This is a genomic window from Flavobacterium pectinovorum (assembly GCF_006438875.1).
Classification (GTDB): Bacteria; Bacteroidota; Bacteroidia; order Flavobacteriales; family Flavobacteriaceae; genus Flavobacterium; species Flavobacterium pectinovorum_A.
Window position 1 is genome coordinate 315,440 of the sequence record NZ_RCZH01000008.1, and the last position, 20,844, is coordinate 336,283.

At 32.7% G+C, this 20,844-nt stretch carries 18 protein-coding genes and 1 tRNA gene; 5 read left to right on the forward strand and 14 right to left on the reverse strand.

Annotated elements, in window-relative coordinates; translation table 11 throughout:
* Positions 1-5 precede the first annotated feature (5 nt).
* Together EAH81_RS14250 and EAH81_RS14255 are read left to right on the forward strand one after the other, a co-directional pair.
* Positions 6-491 carry a C40 family peptidase gene (locus EAH81_RS14250; RefSeq protein ID WP_140508188.1) on the forward strand — a complete coding sequence of 162 codons (486 nt, stop codon included), beginning with the start codon at positions 6-8 and terminating at the stop codon, positions 489-491.
* A gap of 56 nt (positions 492-547) precedes the next feature.
* Entirely contained in the window at positions 548-2,566 is a 2,019-nt protein-coding gene (locus EAH81_RS14255; RefSeq protein WP_241676565.1) for a ComEC/Rec2 family competence protein, read from the forward strand.
* 15 nt (positions 2,567-2,581) lie between these two features.
* On the opposite strand, the gene EAH81_RS14260 is transcribed toward EAH81_RS14255, so the two are convergent.
* The 6 genes from EAH81_RS14260 to EAH81_RS14285 all read right to left on the reverse strand — a co-directional run bounded on the left by EAH81_RS14260 (position 2,582) and on the right by EAH81_RS14285 (position 10,073).
* Positions 2,582-3,037: a thioredoxin family protein gene (locus tag EAH81_RS14260; RefSeq protein WP_140508190.1), complete on the reverse strand. Its 456-nt coding sequence runs from the start codon at positions 3,035-3,037 to the stop codon at positions 2,582-2,584.
* A 275-nt stretch (positions 3,038-3,312) separates the two neighbouring features.
* Entirely contained in the window at positions 3,313-3,765 is a 453-nt protein-coding gene (locus EAH81_RS14265) for a thioredoxin family protein (protein WP_140508193.1), read from the reverse strand.
* Positions 3,766-3,990: 225 nt separating this feature from the next.
* A complete protein-coding gene (locus EAH81_RS14270) occupies positions 3,991-4,458 on the reverse strand; it encodes a thioredoxin family protein (protein ID WP_140508195.1) in 468 nt (155 codons plus the stop codon).
* 52 nt (positions 4,459-4,510) lie between these two features.
* Positions 4,511-5,995 (reverse strand): peptide MFS transporter, encoded by a 1,485-nt coding sequence (locus tag EAH81_RS14275; RefSeq protein ID WP_140508197.1) that lies wholly within the window; start codon positions 5,993-5,995, stop codon positions 4,511-4,513.
* Position 5,996: 1 nt separating this feature from the next.
* A complete protein-coding gene (locus EAH81_RS14280; protein ID WP_241676566.1) occupies positions 5,997-7,865 on the reverse strand; it encodes a peptide MFS transporter in 1,869 nt (622 codons plus the stop codon).
* 36 nt (positions 7,866-7,901) lie between these two features.
* Positions 7,902-10,073 carry a S9 family peptidase gene (locus EAH81_RS14285; protein WP_140508200.1) on the reverse strand — a complete coding sequence of 724 codons (2,172 nt, stop codon included), beginning with the start codon at positions 10,071-10,073 and terminating at the stop codon, positions 7,902-7,904.
* Positions 10,074-10,254: 181 nt separating this feature from the next.
* Here EAH81_RS14285 and EAH81_RS14290 point away from each other — a divergent pair, with 181 nt between their 5' ends.
* A complete protein-coding gene (locus EAH81_RS14290) occupies positions 10,255-11,568 on the forward strand; it encodes a hydroxymethylglutaryl-CoA reductase, degradative (RefSeq protein ID WP_140508202.1) in 1,314 nt (437 codons plus the stop codon).
* Positions 11,569-11,669: 101 nt separating this feature from the next.
* Positions 11,670-12,593 (forward strand): GYDIA family GHMP kinase, encoded by a 924-nt coding sequence (locus tag EAH81_RS14295; protein WP_140508205.1) that lies wholly within the window; start codon positions 11,670-11,672, stop codon positions 12,591-12,593.
* 467 nt (positions 12,594-13,060) lie between these two features.
* Here EAH81_RS14295 and EAH81_RS14300 read toward each other — a convergent pair whose 3' ends face one another.
* From EAH81_RS14300 to EAH81_RS14330, 7 genes are all read right to left on the reverse strand, one after another.
* Complete coding sequence (locus EAH81_RS14300) at positions 13,061-13,480, reverse strand: hypothetical protein (protein WP_241676567.1); 420 nt, start codon at positions 13,478-13,480, stop codon at positions 13,061-13,063.
* A gap of 299 nt (positions 13,481-13,779) precedes the next feature.
* Positions 13,780-15,879 (reverse strand): peptidylprolyl isomerase, encoded by a 2,100-nt coding sequence (locus tag EAH81_RS14305; protein WP_140508209.1) that lies wholly within the window; start codon positions 15,877-15,879, stop codon positions 13,780-13,782.
* A 108-nt stretch (positions 15,880-15,987) separates the two neighbouring features.
* The gene (locus EAH81_RS14310; protein ID WP_140508211.1) at positions 15,988-17,250 is read right to left on the reverse strand and encodes a hemolysin family protein; all 1,263 of its coding nucleotides are present in this window, start codon (positions 17,248-17,250) and stop codon (positions 15,988-15,990) included.
* Positions 17,251-17,252: 2 nt separating this feature from the next.
* On the reverse strand, positions 17,253-17,447 hold the full coding sequence (locus tag EAH81_RS14315; RefSeq protein WP_140508213.1) for a hypothetical protein: 195 nt from the start codon (positions 17,445-17,447) through the stop codon (positions 17,253-17,255).
* Between the two features lie 2 nt (positions 17,448-17,449).
* The gene (gene lptC, locus EAH81_RS14320) at positions 17,450-18,007 is read right to left on the reverse strand and encodes an LPS export ABC transporter periplasmic protein LptC (protein ID WP_140508215.1); all 558 of its coding nucleotides are present in this window, start codon (positions 18,005-18,007) and stop codon (positions 17,450-17,452) included.
* 51 nt (positions 18,008-18,058) lie between these two features.
* The gene (locus EAH81_RS14325) at positions 18,059-19,288 is read right to left on the reverse strand and encodes a hypothetical protein (protein WP_140508217.1); all 1,230 of its coding nucleotides are present in this window, start codon (positions 19,286-19,288) and stop codon (positions 18,059-18,061) included.
* Positions 19,281-20,015 carry a type III pantothenate kinase gene (locus tag EAH81_RS14330; RefSeq protein ID WP_140508219.1) on the reverse strand — a complete coding sequence of 245 codons (735 nt, stop codon included), beginning with the start codon at positions 20,013-20,015 and terminating at the stop codon, positions 19,281-19,283. Before EAH81_RS14330 ends, EAH81_RS14325 begins: the two co-directional genes overlap by 8 nt.
* Positions 20,016-20,119: 104 nt before the next feature.
* Between EAH81_RS14330 and EAH81_RS14335 the strand changes: the two genes are divergently transcribed.
* Positions 20,120-20,192, forward strand: a tRNA-Phe gene (locus EAH81_RS14335).
* Between the two features lie 380 nt (positions 20,193-20,572).
* Here EAH81_RS14335 and EAH81_RS14340 read toward each other — a convergent pair.
* The coding region (locus EAH81_RS14340; protein WP_241676568.1) for a transposase at positions 20,573-20,844 on the reverse strand (272 nt) is incomplete at its 5' end.

Genomic DNA, 20,844 nt, shown 5'->3' on the forward strand with positions numbered 1-20,844 from the left:
TTGTTTTGAAAAAAATACTCCTTTTCCTTATTCTTGCAATTGCTTTGGCTTCGTGTAAATCGACGTCAAATGCTGTGGGCAAAAATGAGCCTAAGAAAGAAAACAGATATACCGTTAATAAAATAATCGACAAAGCCGAAGACAATATTGGTGTTCGCTACAAAGCGGGCGGCACAACAAAAAGCGGGTTCGATTGTTCCGGATTGGTATATACTTCATTTGAGTCCGAAAACATAAAACTTCCCAGAAGCTCCTTTGAACAATCAAAAATAGGCAAAATCATCAATTCAAATGACGCTCAAAAAGGCGATTTAATCTTCTTCAAAACAAACAAAAGCAAGCAAATTAATCATGTTGGGCTTATAGTCGAAGTAAATTCAAGCGAAATTAAATTTGTGCATTCTTCAACATCAAAAGGAGTAATAATATCCTCTACGAAAGAAGCTTATTACGGAAATTCTTTTGCTCAAATCAACAGGGTAATCGAATAAGTTGAAATAAATCAAAATATATCTTTTTTCTTACAAAATTTTAATACTTTTAAAAAATGAAAGTATTAGATTTTCCTTTGGCTAAAATTACAATTAGTTTTCTTCTCGGCATTATAGTTTCATACTATGCAAAACCGTCAATATTAACTGCTGGAATAATCCTGATTATAAGTGCAATAATATTGTTCATACTTTACTTTTTTATTGCTGAAAATAAAAAAATAAATATTCTTTTTGGAATAAGCACTTTTATCGTTTCCTTTTTTATAGGCTTGATTACGCTACAGTTACAAACAGATTCTTATCAGGAATCAAATTATATTCATTCTAAAACAGTATTTGAAAAACCTCAATTTATAACTTTCACTTTACGTGAAAAATTAAAAAGCAATGATTTTAACGATCGATTTATCGGCATTATAAACCAGATTGGAACCAAAAATTATTCAGGCACAATCATTGTAAATATTCAAAAAGACAGCACAAAAAACAGGCTAATTTTAGGGAATATAGTTCGTGTTAAAACAATTTTACAGCGTAATTCTTCAAGTAAAAATCCTAATCAGTTTGATTATGCCAAATATTTATCCAACAAACAAATTTACGGACAAGCTTATTGTCGAAAATCTGAAATAACGATTAATAAAAATCTCAAAAAAGACATTTGGTATTATTCCGGTCGTTTACATTCCAGGATAATAAATAATCTCGAAAAGGCACATTTCAACAAAGCCGAAATGAACGTTGCTCTGGCGCTTATTTTAGGGCAGCAACAAGAGATTTCTGCAGATATTATAAAAGATTATCAATATTCAGGAACCACGCATGTATTATCCGTCTCAGGATTGCACGTAGGGTTTATAATGTTATTTATAAATTTTATTCTCAAGCCAATTCCAAATAATAGAAAAGGTTCTTTTATAAAATTGATTTCAATATTAATATCCTTGGGCATTTTCGCCATAATCTCCGGTTTATCTCCGCCCGTTTTGCGCTCCGTTGTTATGTTTTCATTTCTTGCAATAGGAAACCATTTGCGCAGAAGCGGAAACATTTATCACACTTTGCTGGTTTCCGTTTTATTGATATTATTGTTTGAACCTTACTTCTTGTTTGATGTAGGTTTTCAGCTAAGTTATCTCGCCTTATTTTTTATTATTTGGCTACAGCCTATTCTAAAAAAAATGTGGACTCCAAAACATAAAATAACAATCTATATCTGGAATGCATTAACAGTTTCTTTTGCCGCACAAATAGGTACTTTGCCCGTTTGTTTATATTATTTTCATCAATTTCCGGGATTATTTTTTGTAACTAATATTATCATTCTTCCCTTATTATCATTTATAATGATTGCCGGAATTATAGTAATGATCATTGCTGTTTTTTATAGTCCGCCAGTGATTTTTGTGGTCATTTTTGAAAAAAGTATTTATCTCTTAAATCTAATGATTCACTTTGTTGCAACATTTGAATCGTTTGTAATTCGGGATATTAGTTTCAATTTCTATTATCTGGTAACTATTTATTTATTAATAATTACCGGCACTATTTGGTTGAACAAGCCTAATTTCAATAAAACAATTTTAGTTATGTTTACCATTATTATAGTTCAGATTTCGGTTATTCATACCAAAAAAGAAATCGAAAGCCAACAGGAATTAATCATTTACAACACAAAGAAAAACACTCTTATATCTGAACGAATTGGAAAAAACATCCGCTTTATCACAAGCGATACGCTTTCTAAAAGCAATATCTCAACTTCCTATTTAGTTGGGAATTTTGGTATCTTAAAAAGTACAAGTAAAATCAAGAATACATTATTCTTCAACGGCAAAAAAATCCTGATAATAGACAGCACGGGTGTTTATGAGAATAAAACTCACCCGGATATCTTACTTCTTACTCAATCTCCAAAGATAAATTTAGATCGGGTTTTAAAAGACTTACATCCGATAATTATAATTGCAGACGCCTCAAATTCTTATTCTATAATTAAGCGTTGGGAAACAACATGTCTTAAAAAAACATCCCTTTTCACGCAACAAATGAAAAGGGATTTTATAAGTTAAACTAGGAATTTTATCTTATTCGCTGCTTGGATGCAAAACTGTATTTGAATCAGAAATCCATTTCTTTGCTCCGCCCAGTTTATAGGCTACAACTCCCATCTTACTAATTGTTGGTTTATTTTTCTTGATTGTAATCATCACAAGACAAACCTGTGGCAATTCCTCGACGCCTAACGCATTTTTCATCATCACATTTTTCTCTTTTTCTGCATCAGTCAAGGAAGCATCAGACAGATCCAGTTTTAATAAAATAACATTATCGCGAGACCATACTGCAAAGTCAGGTGTGGTAAAAACTTCATTTTGAATTTTCTGTCCGGCATTAGCAGAAGTAAAAAAAATCAACAATGGTTTCTTTTGTGCATCGCTCATTATAAACGCGTCACTTAAATCAGTATTCCAAACTAAATTTTGCGAATGCAGTAAAAATGAACCTAAAAAAAATAGTAGTGTAAGTAGTTTTCGGGTCATAATATTATTGGTTTTTCATTGGGGGTTACAAAATCCAAATTAACACAAAAACGCCCAGTTAACAAACACTTCCCGTATAAATACTTATAAAAAGTTACATTATAATGAATTTTACTGTTTAAACGTTAAATTTTAAACAAAATGAAAATTTAATCCCGAAAAAAAATTAAAACCACCGTTATCACGTTCTCTTTTCAAAAAAAATATCCCTTTTCATACCGTAGCTGAAAAGGGATTCTACAAATTAAACTAAGAAACTTAATTTAAATTCTATCTTATTCACTTGGATGCAAAATTGCATTTGATTCTGCGATCCAAGATTTAGCGCCACCAGGCTTGTATGCAATTTTTCCTAATGCGCTAAAAGTTGTTTTGTTTTTTCGAATAGAGGCGCTCGCGAAACAAACCTCTGGTAAATCTTCGACACCAAAAGCACTTTTCAGTTTCAGATTTTGTTCTCTATCTCCATCAGCCGTAGTCGAGTCAGACAAGTCTAGTTTCACCAAGATCACATTGTCACGTGACCAAACGGCAAAATCAGGAGTTTTAAAGATTTCGTTTTGAAGATTTTCCGGTACACCTGAGGCAGTGAATAAAATTAACATTGGCTTTCTCTGTTCATTACTAATTGCAATAGCATCTGTCATGTTTGTTCTCCAAACTAAATTTTGCGAATGCAGAAAAAATGAACCTAAAAAAAACAGTAGGATAAGTAATTTTTTGGTCATAGTATTAATTGGTTTTGGTTAGTATAGCACGACTAAATTAACATATTATTTTAATTTTCCAATTTTTATTGATACAAAAAATACATTATATATTTTTTTAATTATAATAAAATAATAAAACTACAAAACCAACCGGGATAGTGAATAATTTTTCTTACTAAACAAAAAAAACTCCTTGCAAAATATGCAAGGAGCTCTATACTATTAAAATAGAATTTACTTTAATTAAGATTTTTTTGGATGAACAATTTCTTCCGCAACCGTTAACCATGCTGATGGACCACCGGCAACATAACCCGTTTTTCCTAAACCTTTAAAATTTACTTTTCCATCCTTTGATTCGGCACTTGTAAAATAGACTGTTGGAAATCCCTGAATACCAAAAGCTTGTTGCAATTCATTATTCTGATTTTTAAGTTCCGGAGTCTGAGGCACAGCTCTAGGATAATCCAACTCAACTAAAACAACATTATCTTCAGCCCATTTTTTGAACTCAGGAGTTTTTAAAACCTCGTTTTGTAAACGAATACACCATCCACACCAATCACTTCCGGTAAAAAACAAAAGCATTGGCTTCTGCGCTTTATTACTTACAGTTATTGCTTCTTTTACATCTGTATACCATTTTAATTCCTGAGCCTGTGTTGCAAATGCACCAACAAAAAACAATGCTACGAGTATTATTTTTTTCATATCCTTATTATTTTCTACAAATTTAAGCAAAAAAAGAATTGCTAAATGTCGTCTATTTTACTTCTTGCATTAATTTTCTAATAATTGGCGAAATTGCAATTAAAACAACCCCGGCAACAAGCGAATAAATTGCCAATTGGTAATATCCTTCTGTATAAGATTGCAACTTAGACATTAATGTATCTCCTGTATTTGATCTTGATATTTCGGCACCTAATTTACCTGCAAACAATTGTCCGAAAGCACTCGCCAGAAACCACAATCCCATCATCATCCCAAACAGTCTTTTTGGAGACAATTTTGTAATGATCGACATTCCGATTGGTCCTAAGCAAAGCTCTCCGATTGTTGTTACCAGATACGCAAACGTAAATACGTTTAATGATGCAATACCTTTTGAATTTGCAAAAAACTTAGTTAGATAAAAGATATAGAACGAAGCCCCTAAGAACAAGAATCCAATTCCGAATTTAATTAAGGTGTTTGGTTCAATTCTTCTTTTTCCAAGCCAAATCCACAACAAACCAATAAGCGGACTTAAAGCCACTACAAAGAATGTATTTGAACTATTGTTTACCACATTGGGATCAATAGTAAAACCCAGTAATTTATTACTTAGATTATCTTTTGCAAAAAGCGATAATGATCCACCACTTTGCTCATAAATTGCATTAAACAACAAATAAAAGAAGACAAACAAAAAGGCTGCAAAAAGCTTTTTCTGCATTTTTATATCGCCTAATTTTATTAATTCGTAAGTAAAATACAAAACTGCAACTATACCAATTGTGTACATGAAATAGTCTGTATAATCTGTATTTTTTACCATTATAAAAATAAATGGCAAACTAAGGATTGACAATGCATAAACTGCTATTTCACGTATTCTCCTTTTACTGGTATCTAAATGCAACAACGGAGAATCTCCAATTGGTCCCAAATATTTTTTAGTAAATAGAAAAGTAACTAAACCTAAAAACATTACTACAGCTGCTGATAAAAAGCACAACTGCCAAGAATAATATTTTCCAAGATAAATACACAAAGCACCTCCTAAAAGACCTCCCACATTTATTCCGGCATAAAACATTCCGTAACCGGCATCTCTTCTTCCGTCATCTTCATGATATAATTCTCCAACCATTGAAGAAACATTTGGCTTAAAAAAACCTGTTCCAATAATCGAAAAAGCAATACCATAATAAAACATTGTCTGAGGAGAAAAAGCAATCAAAAGATTGCCAAGAATCATTACGATCCCTCCAAAAAATAATGATTTCTTAAACCCTAATACTTTATCAGCAAAAATACCGCCAATAAAAGTAAAGGCATATACAAAAGCCTGAATGGCACCATATTGTAAATTGGCATGTTCATCTTTTAATAAAAGCTGGTCTACCATAAAAAAGGTAAGAACCCCGCGCATTCCGTAGAAACAAAACCGTTCCCACATTTCAACAAAGAACAAATACCACAGTTGTTTTGGATAAGTGCCTTTAAAATTCTGAATTTCTTCTAATGTGATTTTGTTTTCCATGTTATCTTACTCCGTGCATCATTTTTTTCAAGAATGGAGTCAAAGCAAATAACAGTAATGCAGCGATACCTGTAAGAATAACAAAAACCATAAAGAACTCATATAAGTTATGAATTATAAATCCTGCAAATTCCGGATAAGAAACAGTTACAATATTTTTTTCTTTGATAATATCAAATTCTTTTGCTGTAAATGTCGTGTCTTTTGCTGTAAAAGTATTCTCAAATTTCACGTTAGTCTTAGCCGCTAATTCTTTTTGGCTTTTAATTTCAGCAATAGTTTCAATTTTCTTTTCTACATCTAAACCAAACTCTTTAGATTTATCTTTATCAATTTTAGCAATCTGTAATTTTGCCAAAGCAAATAATTCCACTCCATTTGCAACAGTTTTATTTTCTAAAATTGACGCTAAATCAATATTTACTTTTTCTGCCGCTTTATATTTATCACCTGTTGGAGGTAAAATCGACCCCAAAGTTCCACCTAAGGCATAACCCGAAGCATTCGACAAAAAGAAAACACCAAACAATAAAGAAGCAAAACGTTTTGGAGATAATTTACCCACCAATGATAATCCAATTGGCGACAAACACAACTCAGCACAAGTATTTAAGAAATACAATAAGATAAGCCATTTAACTAGTAACAATCCAGAAGTTCCGATATAAGAAACCTGAGTAGCAATCATGAAGAAACTTACAGTAATCACAACCAAACCTATAGCTAATTTTACTGGAGATATAGGTTCTTTGCTTCTTGCTCTTAGATAATCCCATAATATACTGAAAGGAACTGCAAGAACCACAACAAATAATCCATTAAAAATTTGAACCATCGATGGTGGCATCTGCCATCCAAAGAAGTTTCTGTCGGTTTGATTATTCGCGATAAAAGTTAACGAAGATCCAGCCTGCTCGAAAGCTGCCCAAAAGAAAATAATAAAAAACGAAACAATATAGATTACAATAATTCTATCTCTTTCTACTTTAGTCAAAGATGAGTCAGAAATAATCAATCCGGCTAAAGCTAATCCACTTGAATAAATTAAAGTATAAATTAAATTCTGTCCAACAACGTAATGAAAAAAGAATCCTAATGCCACGAATGCAATCCCGGCACCTATTAGAGCTTTTGTAGAAAAATTAGCTTGTTGAGCTTCTCCTTCTTCAAAATCTGAGGCCTCATTTTTAGAAGGCAAACCTCCTAATGGTCTTCCTTCCGGAGAAACTACATATTTATTCTTTAAAACATAAAAAAGAATTGTTCCCAAAAGCATTGCTATGGAAGCAGCCAAAAATCCCCATTTAAAAGCATGAATATCTCTAACGCCACCTTTATCAACAACATCTCCTAATAATGGACAAATTGACTGACCCAAAAAAGCGCCAATATTAATTCCCATATAAAAGATCGTAAAAGCAGTGTCTAATTTTGTTTTTTCTTGTTTTGGATACAAACTCCCAACCATACTCGAGATATTTGGCTTGAAGAATCCGTTACCAAAAACAATAACTCCTAAACCACAATACATAATAATTTTAGCCAAACCTAAATTAGCGTCAAAAACAGTACCGCTGGTAAACAACAACATTTGTCCTATTGCCATTAATAAACCACCTAATAAAATACAGTTTCTGTTACCTAAAAAACGATCGGCCACAAAACCACCTAACATTGGCGTTAAATAACAAAGCCCAAGAAAACCTCCATAAATAAGAGAAGCTTCTTCTTCTTTCATCAATAATGAGTTTACAAGAAATAATGTCAATAAAGCTCGCATTCCATAGAAATTGAATCGCTCCCACATCTCCGTTCCAAACAATACCCAAAGTCCTTTTGGATGCGCAGTTTTTACTTGAGTTTCTCCCATATTATTCATTATTTATTTAAGGTTAAAAGTTTTAAATTATAAATTTTCTTTGATAAAGTTAGTCATTTTATTATAAAGCTGAATTCTCGTTTTCCCTCCTAAAATACCATGATTTTTATCCGGATATATCTGAGAATCAAATTGTTTATTTGCCTGAATCAAAGCTTCCATCATTTGCATAGAATTTTGCACATGAACGTTGTCATCACCTGAACCGTGTATCAATAAAAACTTCCCTTTCAATTTATCAACATGATTTATTGGAGAGTTTTGATCGTATCCGCTTGCATTTTCTTGCGGAGTCGTCATATATCTTTCTGTGTAAACGCTATCATAAAATCTCCAGTTTGTGACCGGAGCAACAGCGATTGCCATTTTGAAAACATCGTTTCCTTGAAAAATACAATTTGAAGCCATAAAACCACCATAACTCCATCCGAAAATTCCAATTCTTGAAGCATCAACATAAGGATAAGCTCCAATTACTTTTGCAGCATCAATCTGATCTTCAACTTCGTATTTCCCTAATTCTTTTTGAGTTACTTTCTTGAAATCAGCACCTTTAAAACCCGTTCCTCTGCCATCAACACAAGCCACAATATACCCTTGTTGTGTAAGGGAAACAAACCAATAATCATCACTATTATTCCAATCGTTATTTACTTGTTGAGATCCCGGACCAGAATATTGGTACATGAAAACAGGGTATTTTTTTGAAGGATCAAAATCTTTTGGTTTTAAAATCCATGCATTAAGCTCATTTCCTTTAGCCGTTTTTAAAACAAAAAATTCTTTTGTTGGTAAATTATAGTCTTTCAATTTATTGGCAAGTGCCTGATTATTCTCGATAACCTGAATTTCTTTTCCTGTTTTTGCCTCATTTAAAGTATAAGTCGTAGGCTGAGATGCACTTGAGAACGTATTAATAAAGAATTGGAAATTTGGACTAAAAGTCGCCGCATTTGTTCCTGTGTTTTTAGACAAACGCACTTTGTTTTTTCCGTCTAAAGCAATACTGTAAATATCTCTGTTGATAGAACCATTTTCTGTAGATTGGTAGAAAATAGTTTTTGTTTTTTCGTCAAAACCGTAGTAAGCTACTACTTCCCAGTTTCCTTTTGTAACCTGATTTTTAAGTTTTCCGGTTTTATCGTAAACATAAATATGATTGAAACCATCTTTTTCGCTAGTCCAGATAAAACTATTGTCTTTTAAGAAAGTTAGATTATCCGTAACATCAACATATGCTTTGTCTTTTTCATTCAAAACCACTTTTGCAGCAGCTGTAGTTCCATCAACAAAAAGTAAATCAAGATTATCCTGGTGACGGTTTAAAACCTGAGCCGACAATGTATTATTATCATTTGTCCACTTTAATCTTGCAATGTAAAAGTCGTTGTAATTTCCTAAATCAACTTTTTTGGTCGCATTTGCAGCTGCATCATATATATGTAATGAAACTACTGAGTTTTTTTCTCCCGCTTTAGGGTATTTAAAAGTTTCGATTGTTGGATATAAATCTTTGTGAAACATTGACATTGAAAACTCTGGAACAGCGCTTTCGTCAAAACGGATATAAGCTAGTTTTTTACTGTCTTTACTCCAGTCAAAAGCCCGGACAAAAGCAAATTCTTCTTCATAAACCCAGTCTGTAATACCATTGATGATTGCATTTTTCTTTCCATCAGTCGTAACGGCAGTCGATTTTTTTGAAGCTACATCATATACATAAAGGTTATTTTCTCTCGCATAAGCAATTTTAGTTCCATCAGGTGAGAAAGTTGGCTCCTGAACCTGAAAATCGAAAAGTTTTGTTAGTGATTTAGAAGCGATATCATATAAATAATAATCTGCAGTAAAGGAGTGACGGAAGATTTTATTGGAGTTACAAGCAATTAAGATCTTTTTTTCAGAAGCATCAAAAGTATAACTATTAATTCCGTTTGCTAATGCTGCGTGATTTTTGGTGTCAATCAAATTAGATACTTTTTTTAAAGTTGCAAAATCGTATAAATCTATTTGCATACTTCTACTGGCGTTATCCACATTCAATACAGTATATTGGTCTGTATTTTTTAAGGATTGCAATTCATCCATTCCTTTGGCACGAAAAACACCGCCATAAATATTCTCAACTGTAATTTTTTGTTGCCCAAAAACAGTAGCAACTAATAACAAAAGTATAACAGTAATTTTACTTGTATTCATCCGAATTATTTTAAATATAAAAAAGAGCCCAATTTTAGTAAAAAAAATAAACATAATACACATTTTAAGTGTTAAATGTTAAAAAAAATAACGATTGCGTAGTTTCTAAATTTAAATAGATTTCAAACAAAACTCTTAAATTGGTATCTTTGTCGCAACATTATTATTTAATACACTGAGAATGAACAACGCAGTTGCCGGATTTTCTAAATTATCCAAAAAAGAAAAAATTAACTGGATCGCCAATACCTACTTTTCAGAGCCTCAAGAAGCCCTAAATATTATAAGAAATTACTGGAATTCAGACGAAAAGCTGCAACAATTGCATGACGAATTCATCGAAAACACAATAACCAACCTATACATTCCGTTAGGAGTCGCTCCAAATTTTTTAATTAACGAAAAATATAAAACAATCCCAATGGCTATCGAAGAAAGTTCTGTAGTCGCAGCTGCCTCAAAAGCAGCCAAATATTGGGCAACACGCGGAGGTTTTAAAGCCACCGTAATTGATACTGAAAAGATTGGACAAGTGCATTTTACCTTCAGTGGAGACGCCGAAAAACTGCAATCGTTTTTTGATCAAATAAAACCAAAATTCTTTACTGAAACTCAAAGCATTACTAAAAACATGCAACAACGTGGCGGCGGAATTTTAGATATTAAACTAAAAGACAAAAGAAGTTTACTCGAAAACTACTTTCAGCTTCACGCTACTTTTGAAACCAAAGATAGTATGGGAGCAAATTTCATAAACTCTTGTTTAGAGCAATTCGCTACGACTTTAAAAGATGAATTTCAAAATTCTGATTTATTTTCAAGCAATGAAACACTTGAAGTAATCATGAGTATTTTGTCTAATTATGTTCCTAATTGCCTTGTTAGAGCCGAAGTTTCGTGCCCAATTGAAGATTTAACCGAAAAACACATTCCGAATCCCCAAGAATTTGCCGACCGTTTTGTACAGGCAGTTCAAATTGCCGAAGTTGAGCCTTTTAGAGCCGTTACGCACAACAAAGGTATTATGAATGGTGTCGATGCTGTAATTCTGGCAACTGGAAATGATTTTAGAGCTGTAGAGGCCGGAGTTCATGCTTATGCTTCAAAAAATGGTCAATATGCAAGTTTATCACACGCTAAAATCGAAAACGGAATTTTTACTTTCTGGCTGGAAATTCCATTAGCAATAGGAACCGTTGGCGGATTAACTTCTTTACATCCATTAGTAAAATTAAGCTTAGAAATACTCGAAAAACCATCTGCAAAAGAATTAATGGAAATTGTAGCTGTTGCCGGTTTGGCTCAAAATTTTGCTGCGTTACGCTCCCTAACTACAACCGGAATTCAGGAAGGACACATGAAAATGCACTTAAACAACATAATCAACCAATTTGAAGCAACAGACGAAGAACGCCATTTAATTAAAAATCATTTTAAGAAAAATGCTGTATCTCATAGTGCCGTTGTAGAGTTTATAGAAAACATAAGAAAATAAATAAAAATTCCAATTATTACAACCTACGAATAAAATTCCAAATCCCAACAATAATTGGAATTTGGAATTTAAGATATTGGAATTTATTTTAAAATTACAGAATGAAAACAACCTTTTACAGTAACGGAAAACTCTTGATTACAGGTGAATATCTAGTTTTAGATGGCGCCAAAGCTTTTGCGTTACCAACCAAATTTGGACAAGATCTAATTGTAGAAAATGGTTCAAACAAAGAAATCCAATGGAAAAGTTACGATTTTGACCAACATCTTTGGTTTGAGGATATTATTTTATTTTCTGAAATTACAGCCAATATTCCAACCCAAATCGAAACGGTAAAAAGTGTTTTAGTAAACATTTTGCACGAAGCGTATCTCTTAAATCCGGATTTCATAAATAATGCCGAAGGATATAAAATAAGCACACAGCTTACTTTTCCTAAAAACTGGGGATTAGGCACATCATCAACCTTATTGAACAATATTGCTCAATGGACTAAAATTGATGCTTTTACGCTTCTTAAAAACAGTTTTGGAGGCAGTGGTTACGATATTGCCTGCGCGCAAAATAATACTCCAATTATATATCGTCTCGATCAACAAAATTTACCAACTGTAGAAACAATTAATTTTAGTCCGGATTTTACTAAAAATATTTACTTCGTTTACCTTAATAAAAAACAAAACAGTAAAACCGCTATAAACGCTTATTACAATAATAAAAACCAAAACCTGGCTCATAACATTCTTGACAACAATAAAATCACTGAAGCTGTTCTAAATGCAAAAACACTAAAAGAGTTTGCCTTCGCTTTAGAAAAACACGAAATACATCTAAGCAATATATTAGAACTGAAAACCATCAAAGAAATTGCTTTTCCGGATTTTAATGGAGTCGTTAAAAGTCTCGGCGCATGGGGCGGCGATTTTGTAATGGTAGTTTCAAAAGAAAATCCAAGGGAATATTTTATCTCAAAAGGATACGAGACAATTCTAACGTATGAAGAAATGATTTTACAAGAATAAAGTCATCAGAGTATCCAGACATGGGGTCAACATAAAAACCTGTGGAGCAACATAAAACATTTTGTATTGCAAATAATTTTAATGCAAAGCATACTAAGATTTTATCTAATAGTATGTTTAAAAAACACAAAGTTCGCAATCCCGATTCCGAAATTTCGGGCAATGTCATTAACTTAGAGAAAAATCCAATGGAACAATTTGTTTTTGTTCCATCGGAACATTTCATTGGTAGTAGTAGTCCAATAGATACGGTATTTTTTTACGTTCCGTAGGAACGTTTGATTTTATAAATAATAATTGTCAAAAACAGACACAGATTACGTACACCATTTCTCAAACGTCCCAATGGGACGATGTTTCTCTCGATGCATTTTTTTTCTACCGATGAGATGTTCCGATGGAACAAATTTTATAGCTCCACAGGTTTTTGCATTCCAGACAACCTTAAAAACAAAAAAAGTGAATTACTAATTCACTTTTTTTGTTTTCATATGTCTTGTTTCTAGTTTTCGAACTTTTTGCGTTTCCTGCTCATTAGACTCAATCAACGTATTGTGTAAACGCTCTGCCATTTTCTCAATACTATTATTAATAGAATCATAAACGACTTCCATTCTACGGTGTTTCTCCTCTTTTACAGCTCTCAGAACATCTTCAACAAAAGCTTTTTCATATTTTTCAGCAACAGAATCACGAGTATTTGTGAGCCTAATGACATAATCATTGCTCATAATTGTAACCTTAAAATGCTGTTCTTCGTTACTCAGATAATACTTACCTCCCAGCTCATCACTATTGATGTCAGTACTTCCAAGTTTTAAAAGTTCTGTAATTATTCCAAAAATATGATTTTCAATTTTGGAATATACCCTAGGCTTTCTTCTCAACAAATTAAACATAAAAAAAATAAAATGTTTGTTTATCCACCGTACTTGATTATTATCATCGTTAATTAATTATTCAACTTAACGTCTTAGCTCTGAAGTTAGTTCGTCAAATCGCAGCAAATTAACTGTAATAATTTGAATATCACAAATTTTTAAAATTTTATTTCTATTATTCCTATATACTTTAAGAAAAGCGGCTAAAATTTACTACAAAAACTACTATATTTTTCAACAAAAAACCCGAAACATTCAAATGAACGTTTCGGGTTTTTATATATTTTAAATTTACTTACTAAAAACTAGTAGTTAAATTGCAATCTGTTATCTTCAATTTTAGCATTGTTTTTCAACGCTGGTAAAATTCTGCTTGCGTCAGATGCGCTTTGAGCTTTTACTTTAGCAACATACTCAGCATGATTTGCAGCTGCAGGAGCTTTAATAGTACTAATGTTTTTCACCACATAAACTCCAGTGTTTCCTTCAATTGGAGCAGAGATTTTGTTTGCAGTCAACGCAAATGCATTACCTACAACTTTTGGCTCTTGACCTACTCCACCAGGTAATACCGGGTTATCCATAGTAACATTAGCAGCTTGTTGAACAGTTACACCAGCACTTTTAGCAATAGCTTCAAGGCTAGATCCAGTCAATTTAGCTTTTAACATTTCAGCTTTTTTCTTGTTTTTCAAGATTGGCTCAACATAAGGTCTGGCCAAAGTAACAGATACTAAACCAGATTTGTTTTCGCTTTTGTATTGAGCAATTACGTGTCCAACATTAGCAATTTCAAAACGTTTTACATCGCCTTTATTTGTTTCTTTGTCATATGCCCATCTGATGATGTTACGTTGGTTTCCTAAAGGACCAAATTGTTCATCCATAGCTTTTGCAGTTACCGGAGCAGCAACTTTCAAACCTAATTCTTTTGCAGTAGCATTAAAATCTTTATCGGCAGCATCCATTTCAAATTTAGTTGCCAATGTAAATACTTTATCAGAAGTAGCTTCAGATGGCTCAATTTTCTGAGCAATTGTCGCTAAACGAATTCCGTCTTGTTTGTCTGTAATTTTGATAATGTGAAATCCGAAAGGAGTTTCAACTAAACCAATTTTTCCAATTCCGTTATTGAATACAAAATCATTGAATGGCTTAACCATTTGGTTTGGACCAAAATATCCTAAATCTCCACCTTGCTGTGCAGATGAGTCATCAGAACTTGTAAATGCCAACATCATGAAACTATCCGGATTAGCCTGAACTTGTGCTAAAATTTCTTCAGCTTTAGCTTTAGCTTCTTCTTTAGTTCTTTTTTCTTTAGCATTTGGAGTTTGAGATCCTTCATAAGCAATTAAGATATGACTTGCTTTTGCATTAACACCAGCTTTAAATCCTAAAGATTTAGAGATAGCATAATATTTTCCGTAAACATAAGGTCCATAAACAGATCCTGCAGGTAAGCTAAATAATTTATCAGCATCAACAGCCGGCAAAGCATTTTTAGCAACATAAGTTGAATCGTAAGGAACATCAGAATTTGAGTTTACAAATTCGGCAATGTTTGTAGCATTTCTAAAACCGGCTAAAGTATCATTTTTACCCGTTTTTGCGTTATACTCTACTCTTCCGTTTAATAATGCTGTGATTTTAGCTTTAATTTCAGCTTCGTCTTCTTTTGAAGCTTTATCTTCTACTAAAACGTATTGAATTTCACGAGTTTCATCTGCTTTGAATTTTTTCTCGTTTTTCTTCATATAATCAACAATATCTGAATCAGAGATTTTCACATCGCTATCTTTAATAGAAGAATATAATGCAGCAGCATAAGCAAAGTTTACTTTGTTAGCTTCCATTTCATATTTCAACTTTCCTTCACTCACAGTTGTATAAAGTCCAGCTTTAACAAGTGTATTGTAAATTTGATATTTTGCGTTTAATTCAGCATCATCTTCTTTTTGAGAAAGATATTGAGCAGCTTCAGGATTTGTTTTGAAGTACTCTTTAAATTTTGCAACATCAAACATTCCTGCAGCATTTAAGAACATTGGGTTTTTACCAATATTTGGATCTGCTTTTAAAACTTCAAGTAAGTGTTTTTCACCAACTCTTAATCCCAATTTATCAAACTGAGCAGATAATAATGCGATTGAAACTTCTTGATCCCAAACTCTGTTTGCAGCTTCAGTGGAAGTAATTCCTTGACCACTTTTTTCAACATTACTAACTTTAACTCTAAAGTCTTCAAATGAAATATCTTTTCCATCGATGCTTCCCACATCTTTTGAACTTTGACCGAAACTTCCTCTAGTGAAAAGATCTTGTATTATAAATGCAAATAATGCAAGTGCAATAACTCCTATCAATAAAGCGGAACGCTGTCTAATTTTTGCTAAAACTGCCATTTTTATTATCGTTAATTTTATATTCAGTTTGCGAAAATACAATTATCTAGTTAATAACAATACAACTAGCGTTTTATTTTCAACAATTTTTTTTATTAATTTAAAAAATCACTCTTTTATTGTCATTTTGACTAATTCAATTTTCTTATTTGTGGCCTCTTCGATCACAAAATAATAGTTGTCAATCACGATTTCATCGCCCTTTTGAGGGATTTCCTTCGTAAAATTAACAATAAAACCCCCTAAAGTGCCGTAAGAATCTTCCTCTGGAATCGTTAACTTGTAAGTTTCATTTAAATACTCCACATCCAGGCGTGTTGAAAACAAATATCTTCCGTCGCCCAATTCTTCCTCAATCAACTCTTCTTCTTCTGAATCATGTTCATCTTCAATTTCCCCAAAAAGTTCTTCTACAATATCTTCTATTGTAATAATTCCTGAAGTCCCTCCATATTCATCCAGAACTACGGCGACATTTTTTCGCTTTTTAATCAGCAAATTCAAGGCGTCTTTTATCAGGATTGTTTCCGGAACAAACTCAACAGTCATGAGAACTGATTTAATCGTTTTTGGCTTCTTAAACAAGTCAAAAGAGTGCACATAACCCACAATATCATCCAGCGAGTTCTGACTTACTACAATTTTCGAATATCCCGTTTCAATAAATAATTCTTTGAGATCTGTTATACTATCAAACAAATCAATATCTACAATTTCTGTTCGCGGCGTCATAATGTCGCGCGCTTTAACTCCGGAAAACTCTAAAGCATTTTGAAAAATCTGGATCTCAGAATCCACCTCATCATCGTCTTCGACAGAATTCATTTGTTCTGTAATATAATTTCCCAATTCTATTTTACTAAAATAAAGCTGCGCCTGATCTCCTTCTGTTTTGAAAAATTTTCTCAAAACAAAATCAGAAATCCAAATAAAGAAAGTCGAAATGTAATAAAACAAACGATAGAACAAATACGCCGGAAGCGCAAAGGCCTTAATCAATGTATTGGCATAAATCTGAAAAAAAACTTTCGGAAGAAATTCAGCCGTCATTAAAACTATAAAAGTTGAAGTTACGGTTTGAATCAGTAAGCTGCTAAAATCAGAAAAATGAAATCCTAAACTTATGATGCATTTCAGAATCAAATCTCCCATAAAAAAACCATAAACAACCAAAGCTACATTGTTACCAATTAACATTGCGGCAATAAATTTCGAAGGGTTTTCGGTAAGTTTTGTTAAAATCTGAGAAAGAAAATTATCTTGTTTTTTTTCAATTTCAAGATAAATTTTATTCGAGGAAATAAAAGCTATTTCCATTCCTGAAAAAAAGGCTGATAGTATTAAACATAGTATTATAATACTAATTTCCATTTTTATTGTTTTTTATAATGGTCATCAAATTTCTTGGCATATTTTCTTCTGAAGAAAAACATAAAAACACTCACGCCTGCAATTATAAAGCTTAACCACGGATTTTCACCAGGTGAATTTAGCTTTGTAACTCCATCAAAAATAAAAGCAGCTGCAATTAACAGATAAAGATATTGTGTGTATTTTAAAATTCCCATAATTATATTTTTTCTTCTGATTCAATTTCACCGCTTACACGCTGTGAATTAATCACTTTAAAATCTTTGCTAAAATCTATTCCTTGTCCGTATGAAACTCCTTTAGCATCTGTTAGCTTGAATTTTCTTTCGGTATAAAACCATTCGTTTTTCTGATCAAAATACAATTGTTCTGTTTCCAGCATTTGACCAGTCTCAGAAGTGATTTTTACTTTTCCCTGTAAATCTATTATGCCTGTATTTTTATAAGAAATCGCATAATTTGATCGTATAAAGGTACGTTTTTGTTTTTTGTCGTATAAAGTAACGTTAAAATCTAAAGGAAATTCGGTAAAAGGAAAGTCCAGATTAGAATAATCCAGCATCTTCCTGCTTATCAAAACTCCGGTTATACGTCCTGAATCTGTGTATTTAATATTAACGGTATCAGCATCACTGCCCGGAACGAATTCAGAGAAGTTGATTTTCTGAACATCCTTAAAGTTACTTTCGCATCCAAAAAACAGTGTCACAGCGAGAACTGTGACAACATTTATAATATATCTCTTTGGTAAATTCATTTGCCAAATGTAGTAAATTGTATGTGCTTAAAAAAACATAAGATTTTATGTTTAATTGTATTTAGTTTTAATGAACCATCTATCATTGAAAGAGAAACTCACACTAAAGTTCACATAATTTTCCTGAACTAGGTTCGAAGAAACAGTACCTCTTTTTCCAAATTCAACACCAAAGTTTAAATTTGAAAAAGATCCCGGAATCGGAACTCCAGCTCCTAAAGTCATACCAACGTCTTTTATTGATTCATTATTGATTATTAAACCTATTTTTTCATATTTCAATCCCGCTCTATAAGTAATTCTGCTCATATAGTTTGAGAAAGAAGTATAATTAGGAATATAATATCCACCTACAGCATATTTTTGATATTTTTCATAACGTACATTTTGCTCTGAATTATAATAATTTGCAAATTGTCCATCTCCTTGAAAAGCAACCGTAGTACCAACTAACCATTTTCTGGCATGTCCTATACCTGCGCCAAAGGTTACTTTGTTTGGCAATTTCAAATCATCACCATGCGGATCGAATGTAATTGGAGTAGAATCACCATCAACCGAAATAACTCTTGTTGTATTTGAACTTAGACTAGTTGCAAAAGCATAGCTCAAACTAGTAAACAATTGTAATTTTTGAGTAATCTTAGTTTGATACATTGTACCAACACTAAATCCAAGACCTGACAACTCTGAAGCATTTGTTTCTGCAGTTGAGTTTTGAACCCCTGTAAGAAGTTCGACACTTGTTGTTGTGATTTTTCCGAAATTATATTGAGCATCTGCACCAATAGTCCAATTTGGTTTAATTTTATATCCTACACCAAAAAATACTTTATTTATTCCACCGGTTCCGCTAAGTTGCGAACTTGTTGCTCCTTCAGTATCCGTTCTGTCGTTTCTAATTTTATATCCAACTGAAGATACCGGGATCAAACCAAATGCCGCACCGAATTTTCCCATTGGAATTCCTATCGCCAAATAATCAAAAGTAGTTCTCTGCGCTTTTGCAGATTCTTCACTTGTCTTTAATTTTGAAGTTCCAAATGTTCCACCAACAGTAAAAGTTGTCTGAATCAAACTTGCATAACTTGCAGGATTTTCAATGTTTAAATGGATACTATCCTGCTCCACAGCAACTCCACCCATGGATCTGTTTTCAAGAGTTCCTTTAAACCTTACGTCCCCAATTCCGTAGAAAGAATAAGGAGAAGCGGTACCTTCCTGAGCGAATGAAACGAACGAGATAAGCAAACAAGCGCTTACTATAATTTTTTTAATCATTGTCGATTTTATATTGAAATGTTTGGTTCAAACTCTCCAGTAAGAAATTTGAATTGGCAAATATGGTATTTTTTAATCGTTTAGCCAAAAATTCTGCATCGCCACCCGTTAAAATTATTATAAAATTTGCAAAGTTTCCCTGATATTCATCGATAAAACCATCAATCTCATAGACGAAGCCATTGACAACTCCCGAATGAATGGCTTGTGCAGTTGAATCTCCTATATAGGATTCAGGCGCGTCTAAAGTCAACAAAGGCAGTCTGGCCGTGAAATTATGGAGTGCTTCATACCTTAAACGTAAGCCCGGAGAAATTGCTCCGCCCAGATAATTATCATTTTCGTCGATAAAATCGTAGGTAATGCATGTTCCGGCGTCAATCACTAATCTATTTTGTTTTGGAAACTGTAAAGTCGCCCCCGAAGCCAAAATCATCCTGTCAATTCCTAAAGTTTTTGGAGTCGAATATTTATTTGTGAAGGGAAAAATATCTTCATGAGTAAAAAAATGAATATTTAGCTCTTTTTCGAAAGCTAAAAAAGATTGTTTTTCGACATTTCCTACCGAAGCAACGATCAAATCGGAGCAATTTTGAAATTTTTCTAAAATTTTTTTAATTTTTTTTTCGAGCTCATTTTTTTCAAAAACGAAATTTTCCAAGACAGTATTATCCTCAAAGACAGAAGCTTTAATTCTCGTATTCCCTACATCAATTGCTAAAACCATATTTATTTTTTTACCTCTGCGAAGATACGAATTGATTTTTTTAAAAAAATGTTTTGGATAAACGGAAAATGATTCTATCTTTGCACCCGCAATAAGCACACAAAGGTACCTTAGCTCAGATGGTAGAGCAATGGACTGAAAATCCATGTGTCCCTGGTTCGATCCCTGGAGGTACCACAAAACCCGAATAGAAATATTCGGGTTTTTTGTTTTTAATACTTCTGGAAAATTTAAATTCCAATTTTAAAAAATCCAAATTCCAAGAAAGCCTAACTTCGAAAGTCCAAAGTTTAATTATAAAGGATCAGGTGCAAAAGTTGGGGATTAGGCAAAAAGATTAGATAATCTGAACAAGAAGAAATCGGATCAATACAAAAACCTGTAGAATTAGAAAATTTACCGCATTTTTTTACCGCAAAGGTCGCTAAGATTTTCATCCAAGAGTGTGTTCAAAAAGCACAAAGTTCGCAAAGCTTTGTAATAAAGCTTTACGAACTTTGTGCTTTTACGAAATAAATCAAGTACAGTTCTTTAGGATCAGGTGCAAAAGTTGGGGATTAGGCAAAAAGATTAGATAATCTGAACAAGAAGAAATCTACTTTACGCACTCCTCTAAATTGACTTCTAAACGCTTTTACTTTAGCATTGAATGATTCTGCAGAAGCATTAGTACTTCTATTGCCAAAATAGTTTAAGATTGATTGGTAATTAACCGTTATAGTATTTAAAAGGATATTAAAATTTTTAAACCCTGAATCTTCTACATTCTTGTACCAATGTGCCAGTTTGGTCATCGCAATGTGTTTATTGTTATGATTGTTGTAAATAC